We start from the raw sequence: 17,046 nt of genomic DNA, 5'->3' as shown, positions 1-17,046 counted from the left end.
CGCACGAATTTACAAAATGAAATTGAAAATAGATAACGAAATCTAAGTAAAGCAAAAAAAAGCTGTTCGGACCTTTGGTAGAACAGCTCTTAAAAATATATCTTTATAAATTAATTTATCTTACTAAAATATAACCTCTTCTGGTTTTTTGGTAACGCTTTCCGTTCCAAGTGTAGTACTTTGCTCCTTTTACATAAACTACTTTATGACCTCTTGGGGCTACTTTAACAACAGTTACTTTTTTTGCTGTAGCTCTTGCTTTTACTCTGGTTGCACAAGAATTGAAACTTAATAAAAGAATTATTCCGAATAAGTATAATACGTTTTTCATAATCGCTTTTTTATAATTATATATAGTATAAGACGATTAAAAGTGAAAAAGGTTTAATCTTGTTTTTTTTTAGGAGCAAATAGTAGGGAGACAGAATTGACACAATATCTCTTTCCGGTTGTTTCGCTAGGGCCATCATCAAATACATGGCCAAGATGTCCTTTGCATGTGTTACAATGAATCTCTGTTCGAGTGTATCCCAAATAATTATCAGAGTCATAGCCTATATTTCCTTTAATACCAGCATCAAAAGAGGGCCAACCTGTTCCGGAGTTAAATTTGTTTTCTGACAAGAATAAAGGTGTGTCGCATCCTTTGCATAGATAAGTACCGTTTTCATAGAATTTATCATATTTGCCAGTAAAAGCTCTTTCAGTACCCTTTTCTCTTAAAACATTATATTCTAGTGAAGTCAGTTGCTTTTTCCATTCTAATTCAGTTTTCTGAACTTTTTTTGAGCTGTTTTTTTTGTCTTGGGCAGTATTAGATTGGCAACAAATAAAGAATATGCAAATAGTTGATATTAAATAAGATTTAATCATTGTGTACATTTTTTTCTTAAGACGATAAAAACATAAATGCCTTACAGAATGAGAATGGTATAAAATTTGAATAAATGTTTTTAAATATTAGTGTGTGAAGTATAAAATATTAAGTAATTTTATGCTAACCTTATTTAAAATATATTTGATTATGATTTTCAGAAGAATAACATTATTAGTATTGGTAATCTTTATGGTTTCTGCTTGTAAAACAAATCCATTTACTGGCAAAAAAACCTTAAATGCTTACTCGAATGATCAATTGTTTCCAATGGCGTTTCAACAATACGATCAATTTTTAAATGAAAATAAAGTAATTAAAGGTACCAAAGATGCTGAGATGATTACTAGAGTGGGAGAGCGTATAGCCACGGCTGCAGAAAGATGGTTAAATGCTAACGGACATGAAGGGTATTTAAAAGATTATAAATGGGAGTATAATTTAGTTGATGACAAGACTGTTAACGCTTGGTGTATGCCAGGAGGTAAAATAGTATTTTATACTGGGATTTTACCGGTAGCTTCAAATGAAACGGCTATAGCGGCTATTATGGGGCACGAAGTTGCTCATGCCTTAGCTAACCATGGTGGTCAACGTATGACAGCTGGTCAAATACAGCAAGGTATTGCTGTTGCCGGTACTGTTGGTATGCAAGCAGGAGGTGTAGATGCGCAAAAGCAACAAATGATTATGCAAGCTTATGGTGTAGGTTCTCAAGTAGGAGGAATGTTACCTTTTAGTAGAAGTCATGAGACAGAAGCAGATAAAATAGGGTTGATACTTATGGCTATTGCAGGTTATAATCCAGATGAAGCGTCTAAGTTATGGGAAAGAATGAAAGCTAATAGTGGCGGACAAGCACCTCCAGAAATTTTAAGTACACACCCATCTAATGACTCTAGAATAGATACGTTAAAAGAGTTAGCTCCAAACGCTAAAGAAGAAGCTAAAAAATTTGGAATTACTAGTTTTAGACCTTTAGGTAATTTTTAAGGTCTTGTAAAATAAAATATTGTATTTTCGAAGCTGTTCATATTAAGGACAGCTTTTTTTGTTTATAAAAATTAACTAAATGACAAAATTTATAAAAGGAAGTAAGAAAGTTTTAAATGCTTGGGCGTTTTATGATTGGGCAAATTCAGTGTACAATTTAACTATAGTTTCTGCGTTATTCCCGATATTTTATGGAGCTTTATTTTTAAAAGGAGAAGCAATAGATTTTTTGTTTTTAGAGAACAAAAGTTATGATATAGTTTTGATTTATGTTACAGCTTTTGGGTACTTGGTTGTATCTATAATTTCTCCTATTTTATCTGGTATAGCAGATTATACGGGTAATAAAAAGTTGTTTTTAAGATTGTTCTGTTATATAGGTTCAATTTCAAGTATGATGCTGTATTTTTTCAGTAAAGATAACTTAGAGTTGAGTTTTCTTTTTTATGCTATTGCTTTAATTGGTTTTTGGGGGAGTTTGGTCTTTTATAATTCATATTTACCTGATATAGCTTATCCAGAACAGCAAGATGCTATTAGTGCTAAGGGGTTTTCTATGGGGTATATTGGTAGTGTTGTTCTACTAGTGTTTAATTTGGCACTTGTAATGTTTCCTCAGTCTTTTGGTATTAAAGGTGATACTGCTGGTGAAATGAAAATGCAAGCAATGAGAATTTCTTTTTTAACAGTAGGTATATGGTGGTTTGGATTTAGTCATTATTCATATAAGTATTTACCGAATTTAAAAACAGGAAAAAAAGTCACTTCAGAAGTTTTGGTAAATGGATTTAGAGAGTTATCAAAAGTATGGAAATCATTTACAGAAAGTATGCAGCTTAAGAGGTTTATTATTGCTTTTTTTGTATACAGTATGGCGGTTCAAACTGTAATGACAGTTGCTACAATATTTGGAGAAAAAGAGATTAATTGGGGAGATGAAGACAACAAAAGTACAGGCTTAATAGTAAGTATATTATTAATACAGTTAGTAGCAGTTTTAGGAGCTCAACTCACCTCTAAGCTGTCATCAAAAATAGGTAATGTTAAAACCCTAATATTAATTAACGGAATATGGATAGGTTTGTGTTGTTATGCCTTTTTTGTTTACAGCCCTTTTCAGTTTTATATTGCAGCAGCAGGAGTTGGTATGGTAATGGGAGGGGTGCAAGCCTTATCCAGATCAACATACTCTAAATTTCTTCCTGAAACTACCGATACAACTTCGTATTTCAGTTTTTACGATGTTACAGAGAAGTGTGCAATGGTCATTGGTTTATTTTTATATGGATTTATTGGAGATATGACAGGTAGTAGTAGAAATTCTATTTTGGCTCTGATATTCTTTTTTATTATTGGCTTAATATTACTTTTTAGAGTTCCTAAAAAAAATGAATAATTTTTCTTATGTTTGTTCGATAATGAAATTAACCCGTAATTAAAAAATGAAAACTATCAAATCTACATTCGTTCTTTTACTTATTACAAGTTTAAGTTTTATTTCTTGTAATGATGAGCCTTTAGAGGGTAATTTTGCTGACGAGCTTAATATTGATAATGCCGGAGGAGGTGGTGCAGGAGCTGGTTCAGGAACTTCTACAGGAGATTATTTTCCTAGGGCAGTCGGTAATCAATGGGAGCTTTCGATAAGCACAGGAGGGACACAGTCTTTAAATATGGTTAGTACATCTCAACATAACTCAATTACCTATTATGATTTTTCCTCTTCAGTCGGGTATGGATCTATTCGTAAATCAGCAGCTAGTTATTTTAATAGAATAGCAGTTAGTATAGATAATCCGGCTTACATAATAGAAAGTACGCCATTTGAAATTAAATTTCTTCAAGATGATGCAGTTGTAGGTACTTCATGGGACAATGTAGTTTCATCTACTTATTCATATACTCCAATAGGTGATAGTCCTGCTATTCCAAATACTACTGTAAGTATGAATTATAAATACACTTTGCTAGGTAGGGATTTAACTAGAAATGTAAATGGACAAACATATAACAACGTTATTCATATATCCCATGTGTTAGAAACCTTGGGAGAAGGTGGTTCATTAGGAGATACAGGGGATATAGAAGGAGATTATTATTATTCAAAAGATATTGGTCTTATTGAATATTCAATAGATGGAGTGACTTATAAACTTAACAGTTATACCCTAAATTAATCGTAAAATATCATGAAAAAAATAAATATATATTTAAAATCTTGTTTAGCAGCTTTGTTGTTAATGGCTTGTAGCGCAGAAGAGCCTGCAGAGTTAGATCCTTCACTAGATGTAACAGATCCAGTAGTTGTAAATCCTATTATGGATGGTACTATGACTGCTAATATTGATGGTACTGATTTTATGGAGCTAGATGAAATAAAAGCTCGCCTTACCAATGATGGTAGTACAGGAGATAAAATTGTTATTTCAGGAAAAAAAGGTTCAGAAGTTATAACTTTAAAAATGCCTTTAAGTATTGCTCCAAATAATGTTAATACTCCTTATCCTCTTGGAAATGCTACTACAAATTATGAAGCAATATACAACACTAGTAATGTTGATTCTTATTCTGCAGCAGAAAGTGGAGGAATGCATGTAACTTTTGATGAATCTCTATGGGTTGCAAATGTAGCACAGGCAAATGTTAATAATGGTGTTACAACTATAAACGGTTATAGAGGAAATAACGGAGAATCATTTAATATTCTTTTAAATGCAGTAGCTGTTAATTCTTATCAGTTTGGTCCTGTTGCACCTGGGTCATCTGTTAATAATACTGCTAATTATACTGTTTCAAATGGAGGTGGAAATGTATATGCTAATTCTAATAATGAAGCAAACGGAAATATTGCAATAACTAAGTTTGATGCAGATAATAAGTTAATCTCTGGTACATTTAATTTCGATGGTCTTCATTACTTTACATCAAATCCTACTACACCTACTGGGCCAGATACAGACGGTGATGGTATAGTAGATAGTGTAGAAACAGAAAATGGAACAGACCCAAATAACCCATGTAGCCCACTACAACCAGCGGGGTATACAGGTCATGATGCTAATAATGCTATTTGGATGGCTGCAGATTGTAATAATGATGGACAAAATAATGGAGATGAAATTACTGCTGGTACAGATCCTTACGAAGGGAATGTAGATACAGATGGAGATGGTGTTAGTGATACTCAAGAAACACTAGATGGAACAGATATAAATGACCCATGTTCTCCTGCACAATCTGCTGGTTATACTGGGTATAACGCAACAATACCAGCATGGCAAAATGCTGATTGTGACGGAGACGGAACATCTAACCTGAATGAAATTAATGGTCCTGATGGAGATCCAGCAACTACTGCAGATAACACTGATCCTTATTTTGTTGAGTATGAGCAAAAGTCTTTTACTTCTGGTAGTTTTACCAATATTACTTATACTGGTAATGGTAATGTTACTTGGGGGTTAAACATTAGTTTACACGATGAAGTAAATAAACGAATTGTAGGTACTTATAGATTTATTACGGCTTCTATAGGTCAAGACCCTGTTGTTTCTCATGTAATTACCAACGGAACATTCGATGTTACCTACGAATAATATTCAATATAATTTATAAAAAAAAGAGCAGTATATCTGCTCTTTTTTTATGACATAAAGTTAAGTGGCATGAGAATTGAATTGATATCTTTTAGGTTAAATACTTTTGTGGTACTTTGCTGTAAATAGATGTTAATCAGTATAATTTAAAAGAATTCAAGCTGTTTATTAATGACAGTTTGGCAAAATATTAATATGAGTCAATCAAATTTTTTAAATATGGACAGTTTGTCATTACAAGATATAAATGAGGAAACAGAGTTTATTCCTTTAATGACTTCTGAAGATGAAGAAGAAATAAATAGTGAATCGTTACCAGAAGAATTGCCTATTTTACCTTTAAGGAATACTGTTCTTTTTCCAGGAGTAGTTATTCCTATTACAGCAGGAAGAGATAAGTCCATTCAGTTGTTGAATGATGCTTATAATGAAAAAAAGGAAATAGGTGTTGTTGCGCAAAAAAATAAGGAAGTAGAAAATCCTACTAAAGAAGATATCAATCATATAGGTACAGTAGCGAGAATATTACGTGTTTTAAAAATGCCCGATGGCAACACAACAGTTATTATTCAAGGTAAAAAGAAATTTGAGTTAAATGAGATTGTTAAAGAAGATCCGTATTTAATAGCTACTGTAAACGAAATTATAGAAGACAAGCCAGCCAACGAAGATAAAGAGTTTAAAGCTATTATAGATTCTATTAAAGAGTTGTCTTTAGATATAATTAAACAAAGTCCAAATATTCCTTCTGAGGCGTCTTTTGCTATTAAAAATATAGAAAGTAGTTCGTTTTTGATAAATTTTATTTCATCCAATATGAATTTATCAGTTTCTCAAAAGCAAGACCTATTAGAAATACATTCTTTGTCTAATAGAGCTTTAGAGACACTGAAGTATATGGATTTAGAGCAACAGAAACTATCACTTAAAAACGATATTCAGTCTAAAGTTAGAAATGACTTAGATCAGCAACAAAGAGAGTATTTTTTGCATCAACAAATGAAAACCATTCAAGAAGAATTAGGTGGGGTTTCTTATGAAGCAGAAGTAGAGGAAATGCGTGCTAAGGGAAAAACTAAAAAATGGAATGATAAAATCGCTCAGCATTTTGAAAAAGAGTTAGTTAAAATGTCAAGAATGAATCCTCAAGTTGCAGAGTATTCAATTCAGCGAAATTATTTAGAATTGTTTTTAGAGTTACCATGGAGTGAATTTTCTAAAGATAAATTTGATTTAAAAAGAGCACAGAAAATTTTAGATAGAGATCATTACGGTCTTGAGGATGTCAAGCAGCGTATTATTGAGTATTTGGCTGTATTAAAGTTAAGAAACGATATGAAATCGCCTATACTGTGTTTGTATGGTCCTCCTGGTGTTGGTAAAACCTCTTTGGGTAGGTCTATAGCAGAAGCCTTAGGTAGAGAGTACGTAAGAATTTCTTTGGGAGGCCTAAGAGATGAAGCTGAAATTCGTGGACACAGAAAAACATACATAGGGGCAATGCCTGGTAGATTAATTCAAAGCTTAAAAAAAGCGGGTACTTCCAATCCGGTTTTTGTTTTAGATGAAATAGATAAATTATCTAATTCGCATCAAGGTGATCCATCTTCTGCTATGTTAGAAGTGTTAGACCCGGAGCAAAATTCTGAATTTTACGATAACTTTTTAGAGATGGGATATGACCTTTCTAAAGTTATGTTCATTGCTACAGCAAACAGTTTAGGTTCAATACAACCAGCTTTAAGAGATAGAATGGAGATAATAGATGTGAACGGTTATACTATTGAAGAAAAAGTAGAAATAGCTAAAAATCATTTATTGCCAAAACAACTAAAGGAACATGGTTTAGATAAAACTCACTTAAAGATTGGTAAAAAAGAGCTAGAATTTATTGTTGAAGGTTATACTAGAGAGTCTGGAGTAAGAGGTTTAGATAAAAAAATAGCTAAAGTAGTTCGTTATGCAGCTAAATCAATAGCTATGGAAGAAGAATATGATGTTAAAATTAATAAGGATACTGTAGTTAAAGTATTGGGACCAGCCAGGCTAGAAAGAGATAAATATGAAAATAATGATGTAGCTGGAGTTGTAACAGGTTTAGCTTGGACTAGTGTAGGAGGAGATATATTATTTATAGAGTCAATTTTATCTAAAGGAAAAGGAGGTTTATCTATAACAGGTAACTTAGGAAAGGTTATGAAAGAATCTGCTACAATTGCTCTTGAGTTTATTAAAGCAAATGCAGAACGATTTGATATCGATGAAGATGCGTTTAATAAATATAATATTCATTTACATGTGCCAGAAGGTGCTACACCAAAGGATGGTCCTAGTGCGGGAATTACAATGTTAACTTCATTAGTATCATTGTTTACTCAGCGAAAGGTTAAAAAACAATTAGCTATGACCGGAGAGATAACTCTTAGAGGGAAGGTGCTTCCGGTAGGAGGAATTAAAGAGAAAATTTTAGCGGCAAAAAGGGCTAAAATTAAAGAGATTATTCTTTCTGAAGAGAATAGGAAGGATATTTTAGAAATAAAACCTGATTATTTAAAAGGTTTAAACTTTCATTATGTTACAGAAATGGATGAAGTTTTAGATATTGCTCTTACCAAGCAAAAAGTAAAAAATGCTAAAAAGCTTTAATTGAAAAGCCTCTTCTAAAGAGGCTTTTTTTATTTTCTGTAAAATATTTTAAAAAGCTATTCGTTTTCATCCGAAGTTTTAGTTATTTTGTATTTATGATTAAAAAATCAATATTTCTATTGTTGCTATTTATTTCCTCGAGTGTTTTTGCACAAATAGGGGGAGAATATACTTATCAATTTCTTAATTTGGTTTCATCTCCTCGTCAAGCTGCTTTAGGAGGAAAAGTACTAACCAATAATGATTGGGATACTTCTCAAGCTTTGCATAATCCTGCAGCAATTAATGATGAGATGGACAAGCAATTAGCGTTGAATTTTGTTAATTATTTTGCCGATATAAATTATGGAAGTGCTGCTTTTGCCAAAAGCTTTGGAGAAAAAAAGCACTTAATTATAGCGGGTATTACATATATCGATTACGGAAGTTTTGATGGTTATGATGAGAATAGAAATTCTACTGGGACTTTTTCAGGAAATGAATTTGCTTTTACAGCTGGTTACAAGTATAATATTCCAGAAACCAATTTAAAATTAGGAGTTAATGCTAAATTTATATCATCAAAACTAGAACAGTATAGTTCTATTGGTGGAGCACTAGATTTGGCTGCATTGTATGAATTTAAAGACTCTAATTCAGTACTAACTCTGGTAGCTAATAATATAGGTAATCAATTTACTACTTATGAAGAGACAAAAGAGAAAATACCATTTCATGTTGATTTGGCTTTTTCTAAGAAGTTAGATAAATTACCTTTAAAATGGCATATTGTTTTTGAAAATTTACAAAAGCTTAATATAGCCTCTGCTAATCCAGCTAGATCTGAAGTAGATTTAGATGGAGTAGAGACTGAAGAAGAAATTAGTTTTTTTAATCAGTTTATTAGGCATATAGTTATAGGAGGAGAGTTGTTTCATGGTAGAGCAATTAATTTGCGTTTTGGTTATAACTTCAGAAGAGGTGAAGAGTTGAAGTTGGAAGCTAATAGGGTTTTTGCCGGTTTAACAGCTGGTTTTGGTATTAAACTTAATAAGTTTAGAGTGAACTACGCCTTTCAAAAATTTAGTACTGCAGCAAACGCTCATACTTTTGGTCTTAATATAAACTTACAGTAGTTTGGATATATCTAAAATTATTATAGCTATTGATGGCTATTCTTCTACAGGTAAAAGTACTTTAGCAAAACAATTAGCTAAAAAACTTGGTTTTATTTACGTAGACACTGGTGCTATGTATAGAGCTGTGACACTATACGCTATTAGGAATGGTTATATTTCTGATGAAAATTTCGATGTAGAAAACTTTGTGTTGGAGTTAGATAAAATAAAAATATCTTTTTTGTTTAATCCTCAATTAGGTTTTGCAGAAGTTTACTTAAACGGAGAAAATGTTGAAAAGCATATTAGAACTATGCAAGTTTCTGGTTTTGTAAGTCCTATTGCAGCTGTTCCTGAAGTTAGATACTTACTAGTCAAGCAACAGCAAGAAATGGGTAAAAATAAAGGTTTGGTAATGGATGGAAGAGATATAGGAACTGTGGTTTTTCCAAATGCTGAATTAAAGTTATTTATGACAGCCTCAGACCAAGTAAGAGCTCAAAGAAGATATGATGAATTAATTGCTAGAGGAGAACAGGTAACGTTTGATGAAGTGTTGCATAATGTAAGAGAACGAGATTATATCGATTCTCACAGGGAAAACTCTCCTTTAATGAAAGCTGATGATGCTATAGAAATAGACAATTCTAATTTGTCTATAGATGAACAGTTTGAAAAAATAAAAAAAATGATAGAAGAAATGAGTTAAATTATAGTCTTCGTTGTATAATGTCATAAAAAAGCCACTTCAAACGAAGTGGCTTTTTAATAGTAAATTAAAAGACTATAAATTAGGAATTACTAACTCTTGATCTGGATGAATCACATCTGGATTGCTTAATATATCAGTGTTTGCTTCAAATATAGCTTTGTACTTCATAACATCTTTGTAATAGTGTTTAGCAATACCACCTAGAGTTTCACCTTTTTGGACAACATGTCTGTGATAAACAGAGTTGTCTGCTACAGTAATATTTGCTAAAATATCAGAAGGTTCATTGCCTCCAATTTCTTTTATTTTGTCCCATAAAAGGTTTTTTTCATATTGAGTTTTAGCTTCTCCCTTAATTTTTAAAACTCCATTTTCTTCACGAACATCTCCATTAGCAATTTGTAATTCTTCTCCTAAATTTAATACATCTTGGTATTTAGCTTTAACCATAATTTAAATTTTATTTAAGTTATTAATATTGATTCCTATCAAATATAACGTTTTTTTGCTGATCTTAAAAGCTGTTATTTTTCGATTGTCTTTTCCTAAACAAATCATATGCCATAAATTAAAACACTAATTTGTTGTGTTTCAGTATAGATATTTGTAATTTTGCAGTCCTTTTTAGCAGGATGGAGTAAAAAAGGGATTTGATTTATTTTATTTTAACGCTTCTGGGCTTATGTGCTGTAATTACTCCAGATAACTCAGAATACAAAATTTTATCAGCAATGGCTGAAGTAACAAAAACACAAGAACAATTTTTAGCAGATTTTAACTGGCATAACTACGAAGAAGGTATAGATCCAGTAGCAGATGCTAAATTAGAAGAGTTTGAAAAATTAGTAGCAGAAAACTTTGTTGAGACTGCAGACGACGCAGTAGTTGAAGGAGAAGTTGTTCGTTTAACAGACAAAGAAGCTATTATAGACATCAATGCAAAATCTGAAGGGGTTATTTCATTAAATGAATTCCGTTATAATCCAGATTTAAAAGTTGGTGATAGAGTTGAAGTTCTTGTAGATGTAAGAGAAGATAAAACAGGTCAATTAGTTTTATCTCATAGAAAAGCAAGAGTAATTAAAGCTTGGGATAGAGTAAATAATGCTCATGATACTGGTGAAATCGTTAATGGTTTTGTTAAGTGTAGAACTAAAGGAGGTATGATTGTTGACGTTTTCGGAATTGAAGCATTCTTACCAGGATCTCAGATTGATGTAAAGCCAATTAGAGATTACGATCAGTATGTAAACAAAACAATGGAATTCAAGGTTGTTAAAATCAACCACGAGTTTAAAAACGTTGTTGTTTCGCATAAAGCTCTTATTGAAGCAGATATCGAAGTACAGAAGAAAGAAATCATTGGTCAGTTAGAAAAAGGTCAAGTATTAGAAGGTGTTGTTAAAAACATTACTTCTTACGGTGTGTTCATCGATCTTGGAGGAGTTGACGGTTTAGTTCATATTACAGATTTATCTTGGTCTAGAATTAACCACCCGAACGAGGTAGTAGAATTAGATCAGAAATTAAATGTTGTAATCTTAGACTTTGATGATAAGAAATCAAGAATCCAATTAGGATTAAAGCAATTAAATGCTCACCCATGGGAAGCTTTAGATGCTAACTTAAAAGTTGGAGATAATGTAAAAGGTAAAGTAGTTGTAATTGCAGATTACGGTGCATTTATCGAGGTAGCTCAAGGAGTAGAAGGATTGATCCACGTTTCAGAAATGTCTTGGTCTACTCACTTACGTTCAGCTCAAGATTTTGTTAAAATTGGAGATGAAGTAGAAGCTCAAATCTTAACATTAGACAGAGAAGATAGAAAAATGTCATTAGGTATCAAGCAATTATCGCAAGATCCATGGACAGATATTACTGCTAAATACCCGGTAGGTTCTAAGCATACAGGTACTGTACGTAACTTTACTAACTTTGGTGTATTCGTTGAATTAGAGGAAGGAATTGATGGATTAATTTATATCTCTGATTTATCTTGGACTAAGAAAGTGAAGCATCCATCTGAGTTTGTTGCTGTAGGTGATAAATTAGATGTTGTTGTATTAGAGTTAGACGTTGAAGGAAGAAAACTAAGTTTAGGTCATAAGCAAACTCAAGAAAATCCTTGGGATAAGTATGAAGCTGAATTTGGTTTAGGTACTGTTCATACTGCTGCTATTGATGAAATGGTAGATAAAGGTGCTACATTGAAATTTAACGATGATATTTCTGCCTTTGTTCCTTCTCGTCATTTAGAGAAAGAAGATGGTTCTAAGTTAAAGAAAGGTGAAACTGCTGAATTTAAAGTAATTGAGTTTAACAAAGACTTTAAGCGTGTAGTAGCTTCTCATACAGCTATCTTTAGAGAAGAAGAGCAACGTAATGTTAAAGCTGCAACTCAGAAAGCTAGTACTGCAGAAAAATCTACTTTAGGAGATTTAGATGCGTTAGCAGCTTTAAAAGCAAAAATGGAAGGAAAGTAAACTTAGTTTATTTCTAGATAAAAAAACCTCTCAAATTCATTTGGGAGGTTTTTTTATTATATAGAGATTTATCCGTAGTTTTGTATTCCAAATAATCTTTTGGAACACATGAATGAAAAAGTGTTATTGAATGCAAAAGAAGTTAATGTTATTTTGCATCGTTTAACTTGCCAATTAATAGAAAATCATGACGATTTTTCAAATGCTGTTTTAATTGGTTTACAGCCCAGAGGAACCTTTTTAGCTAATCGTATTAAAGACTTATTAGAAAATTATTATAAGATACCTAATATAACTATAGGAACGTTAGATATAACTTTCTATAGAGATGATTTTAGAAGAGGAGATAAACCATTAGAGGCTAATAGTACAGAAATTAATTTTTTGGTTGAGGATAAAAAAGTTGTCTTTATTGATGATGTATTGTATACCGGTAGGAGTATACGTTCAGCATTAACAGCTATACAGTCTTTTGGAAGACCAAAAGAAATAGAGCTTTTTACTCTAATTGATAGAAGGTTTAGTAGACATTTACCTATTCAACCAAATTATAGAGGAAGACAAGTAGATGCTATCAACAAGGAGAAGGTAAAAGTATTGTGGAAAGAACAAGATGGCGAAGATGCCGTTTATTTAATATCTAAATAAAGATAGGAAATGAGTGAGTTAAGTGTTAATCATTTATTAGGAATTAAATATCTTCAACCTGAAGATATTCAGTTAATTTTTGAAACTGCAGACCATTTTAAAGAAGTAATAAACAGACCCATAAAAAAAGTACCTTCTTTAAGAGATATTACAATAGCAAATTTGTTTTTTGAAAACTCTACACGTACAAAGTTATCTTTTGAGTTAGCAGAAAAAAGATTGTCGGCAGATGTAATTAATTTTTCAGCTGCGCAATCATCAGTAAAAAAAGGAGAAACACTTGTAGATACGGTAAATAATATCTTATCTATGAAAGTAGATATGGTTGTGATGAGACATCCGAATCCAGGAGCAGGTGTCTTTTTATCCAAACACATAGGAGCAAGTATAGTAAACGCTGGAGATGGAGCTCATGAGCATCCAACACAAGCGTTATTAGATTCATATTCTATCAGAGAGAGGTTAGGAGAGGTTTCTGGTAAAAATGTGGTTATTGTTGGAGATATTTTACATTCCAGGGTAGCTTTGTCAAATGTTTTTGCACTACAAAAACAAGGAGCTAATGTTAAAGTTTGTGGACCCAAAACATTAATCCCAAAGCATATAGAAAAATTAGGTGTTCAAGTAGAAACCAATTTAAGAAAAGCTTTAGAATGGGCAGATGTTGCTAATATGCTGCGCATACAAAATGAAAGATTGGATATTAGTTATTTTCCATCTACAAGAGAGTATACTCAACAGTTTGGTGTGAATAAGCAGCTATTAGATTCTTTAGACAAAGAAGTCGTTATAATGCACCCAGGTCCTATAAATAGAGGAGTAGAGATAACTAGCGATGTTGCAGATTCAGATCAGGCTATTATTTTAAATCAGGTAGAAAATGGTGTGGCAATTAGGATGGCAGTAATATATTTATTAGCTTCGAAAATAAAAAAAGTATGATTTTTAGTAAAACGGGGAATACTACAATAATTACACAAGAAAGAGCAACTATTATAGAGTTGGTTTCTAAAATAGAAGAAAAACACAAAGATTTTTCTAATGATAATATTATAGTTAACTTATTTTCAGTTAAAGAAATGTTGCCAAATGCAATAAATGATTTTTTGTCGATTTCTAAAAAGCATAAAAACGAATCTAATAAATCATTTGTTATAGTCTCATCTAAAATTAAAATTGATGATGTACCAGAAGAATTAACTATTGTCCCTACGCTTCAAGAGGCGCACGACATAATAGAAATGGAAGAAATAGAGCGTGATTTAGCAATTTAATCAATTAAAAATATGTAAATGTCGTTCAGATTAAGGCTAATTTAAAATTGTTATTTGCCTTTTTTCTGAATGACATTTTGATTTATACATGAAACTAACCATTTTGGGCTGTTACTCAGCTACTCCAAGAGCATTTACTAATCCAACATCACAAGTATTAGATATTAGAGGAAATTTATTTTTAATAGATTGTGGAGAGGGTACTCAGGTGCAACTTCGTAGATTTAAAGTAAAATTTTCTAGAATAAAAAATATTTTTATTTCTCATCTGCATGGAGATCATTTTTATGGTCTAATAGGTTTAATTTCTACCTTTAGGTTACTAGGTAGAGAGGCTCCTCTTCATATATATGGGCCAAAAGGTATCCAAGAAGCTATAGAGTTGCTGTTGAAGTTAGGAAATTCTTATGGAGGTTATGAGTTGATTTTTCATGAGTTAACAAATAAGTCATCTGAGTTGATATATGAAGATGATAAGGTTACAGTTCATACTATTCCGTTAGAGCATAGGGTTTATACTAACGGTTTTTTGTTTAAAGAAAAGTTAGGTGAAAGAAAACTTGATATAAATGCTGTTTTGAATTATGATATAGAGCAATGTTATTATAGAAATATCAAACTAGGAAAAGATGTACCAAATAAAGCAGGAAAGGTAATAGCTAATAATTTATTGAGTTTAGATCCTGAACCTCCTAAAAGTTATGCATTTTGTAGTGATACTGCTTATACCGAAAAAATAGTCCCAATTATTACTAATGCATCTGTGTTATACCATGAAAGTACTTTTTTAGAAGAGCATGAACACTTATGTCAAAAAACAAAGCATAGTACAGCAAAACAAGCTGCTACTATTGCAAAACAGGCAAGAGTGGGTAAATTAATTTTAGGACATTATTCTACTCGTTATGATAATATAGAGTGCTTTAAAAAAGAAGCACAAACAGTGTTTAGTGATGTTTATTTAGCAGACGATGGTAAAGAGTTTAATTTTAGTTAGTGATTAAATTTTACAATATGTATTTATTTAGATGTTTAGTATTTATCATTCCTTCAATAATTTACGGGCAATGGGTGCAAGTAGGACAAGATTTATATGGGCTTGATGAGGGGGATTTTTATGGTTCTCATACTGAGATAAGTGGAGATGGAAATACAATAGCTATATCTGGAAATAATACAACAGATAATGGAGAATACCATTGCGGTTATGTGAAGGTTTTTAAAAATGAAGAAGGAAATTGGGTTCAATTTGGTGATGCTATATACGGAACAGGAGCTTATGATTATTCATCTACAATTAGTTTAAGTAATAATGGTAATATTCTTGCTATAGGCGGTTTAGGTAATGATGAAAATGGCTTTAATCATGGCATTGTTAGGGTTTATGAAAATGTTTCAGGATCATGGCAACAAATAGGTAATTCAATCTACGGAAACACCTCTTTTTTTGACTTTGGCAATAGCATAAGTTTAAACGATGAAGGTAACATACTTGCTGTTTCTGCTTATTATGGTAATAAAGTTATGATTTATAGGTTTGTTTTTGGAAATTGGGAGCAAATAGGTAGTGATATAATTGAAAGTGAGCAAGCTAGTTTTTTTGGAGGAAATATAAGTTTGAATTCTGAAGGAAATATGATTGCTATAGGGGCAGAACATAGCAATGTAAATGGTATGGATAGAGCTGGTAGAGTAAAAGTTTTTGAAAATATAAATGATAGTTGGGTACAAGTAGGAAATGATATAGTAGGAGATGCAGCTTATGATTATTTAAGTAGGGTTAGTTTTAATTCTCAGGGTAATATTTTGGCAATTGCTGCCAGACAAGATTATATTTTAAGTGATAATTTTACTGGTTATGCGAGAGTATTTAAAAATGTTTCAGGTAATTGGACTCAAATAGGAAATGATATAAGAGGAGCTTTAAACGATGGTGTTTTTAATGTGAGTTTAAATTCTGAAGGAAATATTTTAGCAATAGGAGCAGAACATGCTTATGGAGATAATACTAGTGGTTATGTAGAAGTTTATAAAAGTAACGAAGCGAATGAGTGGATTCTATTAGAAAATAGAGTTTGTGGAGAAGCTTTAGGAGATGGAATAGATATAGCTATAAATAATGAAGGAAATAAATTTATTTTAGGATTACCTGGGAGTGATATTGATGGAGTTAATTCAGGAACAGCAAGAGTTTTTGAGTATGATACTAACTTTCCTTCAGATATAGAAGTCTGTAATAATTATATATTACCAGATTTAACAGCAGGAAACTATTATACATTGCCTAACGGAAATGGTGAAATGCTCTCTCCTGGCTTAAACATAACAACAAACCAAACAATATATAGGTATTTAGGTTATAATTCAACTTGCCCTTATAATCAGAGTTTTACAGTTTCGGTTATTAATTCTCCTATAATTGAAGTTTCAGATTCTTTTACACCTAATGGAGATAGTGTAAATGATAGTTTTATTATTCTTAATATAGAATTTTATCCTAATGCTACATTAAAAGTTTTTAATAGATGGGGAGATCTTTTATATGAAAAAACTAAGGGATATTCTAATGATTGGAATGGAGAATCTAATAAAGGAGGGAGTGGACTTTTACCTACAGGATCTTATTATTATATGTTAAATTTAGGTGATAATTCAGGATGTCATACTAATACTAAATATAATGGTTGGGTTTATCTTAACTATTAATGCTGTTATAATTTATA

Annotated in this window: 16 protein-coding genes; 13 read left to right on the top strand and 3 right to left on the bottom strand. The window is 31.7% G+C overall.

What is annotated here, in order from left to right; translation table 11 throughout:
* Window positions 1-115: 115 nt before the first annotated feature.
* Both ACFQ1O_RS00555 and msrB read right to left on the bottom strand, forming a co-directional pair.
* The gene (locus ACFQ1O_RS00555; RefSeq protein ID WP_377712196.1) at window positions 116-331 is read right to left on the bottom strand and encodes a hypothetical protein; all 216 of its coding nucleotides are present in this window, start codon (window positions 329-331) and stop codon (window positions 116-118) included.
* A 53-nt stretch (window positions 332-384) separates the two neighbouring features.
* Complete coding sequence (msrB, locus tag ACFQ1O_RS00550) at window positions 385-873, bottom strand: peptide-methionine (R)-S-oxide reductase MsrB (RefSeq protein ID WP_377712194.1); 489 nt, start codon at window positions 871-873, stop codon at window positions 385-387.
* A gap of 151 nt (window positions 874-1,024) precedes the next feature.
* Between msrB and ACFQ1O_RS00545 the strand changes: the two genes are divergently transcribed.
* From ACFQ1O_RS00545 to cmk, 7 genes are all read left to right on the top strand, one after another.
* Window positions 1,025-1,867, top strand: coding sequence for a M48 family metallopeptidase (locus ACFQ1O_RS00545; protein ID WP_377712192.1), 843 nt, complete (start codon window positions 1,025-1,027; stop codon window positions 1,865-1,867).
* A 79-nt stretch (window positions 1,868-1,946) separates the two neighbouring features.
* The gene (locus ACFQ1O_RS00540; protein ID WP_377712190.1) at window positions 1,947-3,263 is read left to right on the top strand and encodes an MFS transporter; all 1,317 of its coding nucleotides are present in this window, start codon (window positions 1,947-1,949) and stop codon (window positions 3,261-3,263) included.
* 46 nt (window positions 3,264-3,309) lie between these two features.
* Entirely contained in the window at window positions 3,310-4,044 is a 735-nt protein-coding gene (locus tag ACFQ1O_RS00535; RefSeq protein ID WP_377712188.1) for a hypothetical protein, read from the top strand.
* A gap of 12 nt (window positions 4,045-4,056) precedes the next feature.
* Window positions 4,057-5,463 (top strand): DUF6252 family protein, encoded by a 1,407-nt coding sequence (locus tag ACFQ1O_RS00530; protein ID WP_377712186.1) that lies wholly within the window; start codon window positions 4,057-4,059, stop codon window positions 5,461-5,463.
* Between the two features lie 195 nt (window positions 5,464-5,658).
* Window positions 5,659-8,109, top strand: a complete 2,451-nt coding sequence (gene lon, locus ACFQ1O_RS00525; RefSeq protein WP_377712184.1) for an endopeptidase La — start codon at window positions 5,659-5,661, stop codon at window positions 8,107-8,109.
* A 95-nt stretch (window positions 8,110-8,204) separates the two neighbouring features.
* Window positions 8,205-9,224 (top strand): type IX secretion system protein PorQ, encoded by a 1,020-nt coding sequence (porQ, locus tag ACFQ1O_RS00520; RefSeq protein WP_377712182.1) that lies wholly within the window; start codon window positions 8,205-8,207, stop codon window positions 9,222-9,224.
* Window positions 9,225-9,231: 7 nt separating this feature from the next.
* Window positions 9,232-9,915 carry a (d)CMP kinase gene (gene cmk / locus ACFQ1O_RS00515; RefSeq protein WP_377712285.1) on the top strand — a complete coding sequence of 228 codons (684 nt, stop codon included), beginning with the start codon at window positions 9,232-9,234 and terminating at the stop codon, window positions 9,913-9,915.
* Between the two features lie 75 nt (window positions 9,916-9,990).
* On the opposite strand, the gene ACFQ1O_RS00510 is transcribed toward cmk, so the two are convergent.
* Window positions 9,991-10,371 carry a LysM peptidoglycan-binding domain-containing protein gene (locus ACFQ1O_RS00510; protein ID WP_377712283.1) on the bottom strand — a complete coding sequence of 127 codons (381 nt, stop codon included), beginning with the start codon at window positions 10,369-10,371 and terminating at the stop codon, window positions 9,991-9,993.
* Between the two features lie 278 nt (window positions 10,372-10,649).
* On the opposite strand from ACFQ1O_RS00510, the gene rpsA reads away from it, so the two are divergent.
* The 6 genes from rpsA (at window position 10,650) to ACFQ1O_RS00480 (ending at window position 17,029) form a co-directional block, all read left to right on the top strand.
* Entirely contained in the window at window positions 10,650-12,401 is a 1,752-nt protein-coding gene (rpsA, locus tag ACFQ1O_RS00505) for a 30S ribosomal protein S1 (protein ID WP_377712281.1), read from the top strand.
* A 108-nt stretch (window positions 12,402-12,509) separates the two neighbouring features.
* Window positions 12,510-13,049 carry a bifunctional pyr operon transcriptional regulator/uracil phosphoribosyltransferase PyrR gene (pyrR, locus tag ACFQ1O_RS00500; protein WP_377712180.1) on the top strand — a complete coding sequence of 180 codons (540 nt, stop codon included), beginning with the start codon at window positions 12,510-12,512 and terminating at the stop codon, window positions 13,047-13,049.
* A 9-nt stretch (window positions 13,050-13,058) separates the two neighbouring features.
* On the top strand, window positions 13,059-13,991 hold the full coding sequence (locus tag ACFQ1O_RS00495; RefSeq protein WP_377712178.1) for an aspartate carbamoyltransferase catalytic subunit: 933 nt from the start codon (window positions 13,059-13,061) through the stop codon (window positions 13,989-13,991).
* The gene (locus ACFQ1O_RS00490; protein WP_377712176.1) at window positions 13,988-14,323 is read left to right on the top strand and encodes a ribonuclease Z; all 336 of its coding nucleotides are present in this window, start codon (window positions 13,988-13,990) and stop codon (window positions 14,321-14,323) included. The genes ACFQ1O_RS00495 and ACFQ1O_RS00490 overlap by 4 nt, the downstream gene beginning before the upstream one ends.
* Before the next feature lie 88 nt (window positions 14,324-14,411).
* The gene (locus ACFQ1O_RS00485) at window positions 14,412-15,320 is read left to right on the top strand and encodes a ribonuclease Z (RefSeq protein WP_377712174.1); all 909 of its coding nucleotides are present in this window, start codon (window positions 14,412-14,414) and stop codon (window positions 15,318-15,320) included.
* Between the two features lie 17 nt (window positions 15,321-15,337).
* Window positions 15,338-17,029 (top strand): gliding motility-associated C-terminal domain-containing protein, encoded by a 1,692-nt coding sequence (locus tag ACFQ1O_RS00480; protein ID WP_377712172.1) that lies wholly within the window; start codon window positions 15,338-15,340, stop codon window positions 17,027-17,029.
* Window positions 17,030-17,046 lie beyond the last annotated feature (17 nt).

Origin of the sequence: Pseudofulvibacter geojedonensis, assembly GCF_042675745.1 — a bacterium.
Classification (GTDB): domain Bacteria; phylum Bacteroidota; class Bacteroidia; order Flavobacteriales; family Flavobacteriaceae; genus Pseudofulvibacter; species Pseudofulvibacter geojedonensis.
The sequence above is the reverse complement of the archived record's forward strand: the minus strand, read 5'-3'. Positions and strand labels throughout refer to the sequence as shown.

What these genes read in the sequence shown, in the direction of transcription:
- ACFQ1O_RS00555 (WP_377712196.1), bottom strand. Translation starts at nt 331, where the DNA reads ATGAAAAACGTATTATACTTATTCGGAATAATTCTTTTATTAAGTTTC.
- msrB (WP_377712194.1), bottom strand. Translation starts at nt 873, where the DNA reads ATGATTAAATCTTATTTAATATCAACTATTTGCATATTCTTTATTTGT.
- ACFQ1O_RS00545 (WP_377712192.1), top strand. Translation starts at nt 1,025, where the DNA reads ATGATTTTCAGAAGAATAACATTATTAGTATTGGTAATCTTTATGGTT.
- ACFQ1O_RS00540 (WP_377712190.1), top strand. Translation starts at nt 1,947, where the DNA reads ATGACAAAATTTATAAAAGGAAGTAAGAAAGTTTTAAATGCTTGGGCG.
- ACFQ1O_RS00535 (WP_377712188.1), top strand. Translation starts at nt 3,310, where the DNA reads ATGAAAACTATCAAATCTACATTCGTTCTTTTACTTATTACAAGTTTA.
- ACFQ1O_RS00530 (WP_377712186.1), top strand. Translation starts at nt 4,057, where the DNA reads ATGAAAAAAATAAATATATATTTAAAATCTTGTTTAGCAGCTTTGTTG.
- lon (WP_377712184.1), top strand. Translation starts at nt 5,659, where the DNA reads ATGAGTCAATCAAATTTTTTAAATATGGACAGTTTGTCATTACAAGAT.
- porQ (WP_377712182.1), top strand. Translation starts at nt 8,205, where the DNA reads ATGATTAAAAAATCAATATTTCTATTGTTGCTATTTATTTCCTCGAGT.
- rpsA (WP_377712281.1), top strand. Translation starts at nt 10,650, where the DNA reads ATGGCTGAAGTAACAAAAACACAAGAACAATTTTTAGCAGATTTTAAC.
- pyrR (WP_377712180.1), top strand. Translation starts at nt 12,510, where the DNA reads ATGAATGAAAAAGTGTTATTGAATGCAAAAGAAGTTAATGTTATTTTG.
- ACFQ1O_RS00495 (WP_377712178.1), top strand. Translation starts at nt 13,059, where the DNA reads ATGAGTGAGTTAAGTGTTAATCATTTATTAGGAATTAAATATCTTCAA.
- ACFQ1O_RS00490 (WP_377712176.1), top strand. Translation starts at nt 13,988, where the DNA reads ATGATTTTTAGTAAAACGGGGAATACTACAATAATTACACAAGAAAGA.
- ACFQ1O_RS00485 (WP_377712174.1), top strand. Translation starts at nt 14,412, where the DNA reads ATGAAACTAACCATTTTGGGCTGTTACTCAGCTACTCCAAGAGCATTT.
- ACFQ1O_RS00480 (WP_377712172.1), top strand. Translation starts at nt 15,338, where the DNA reads ATGTATTTATTTAGATGTTTAGTATTTATCATTCCTTCAATAATTTAC.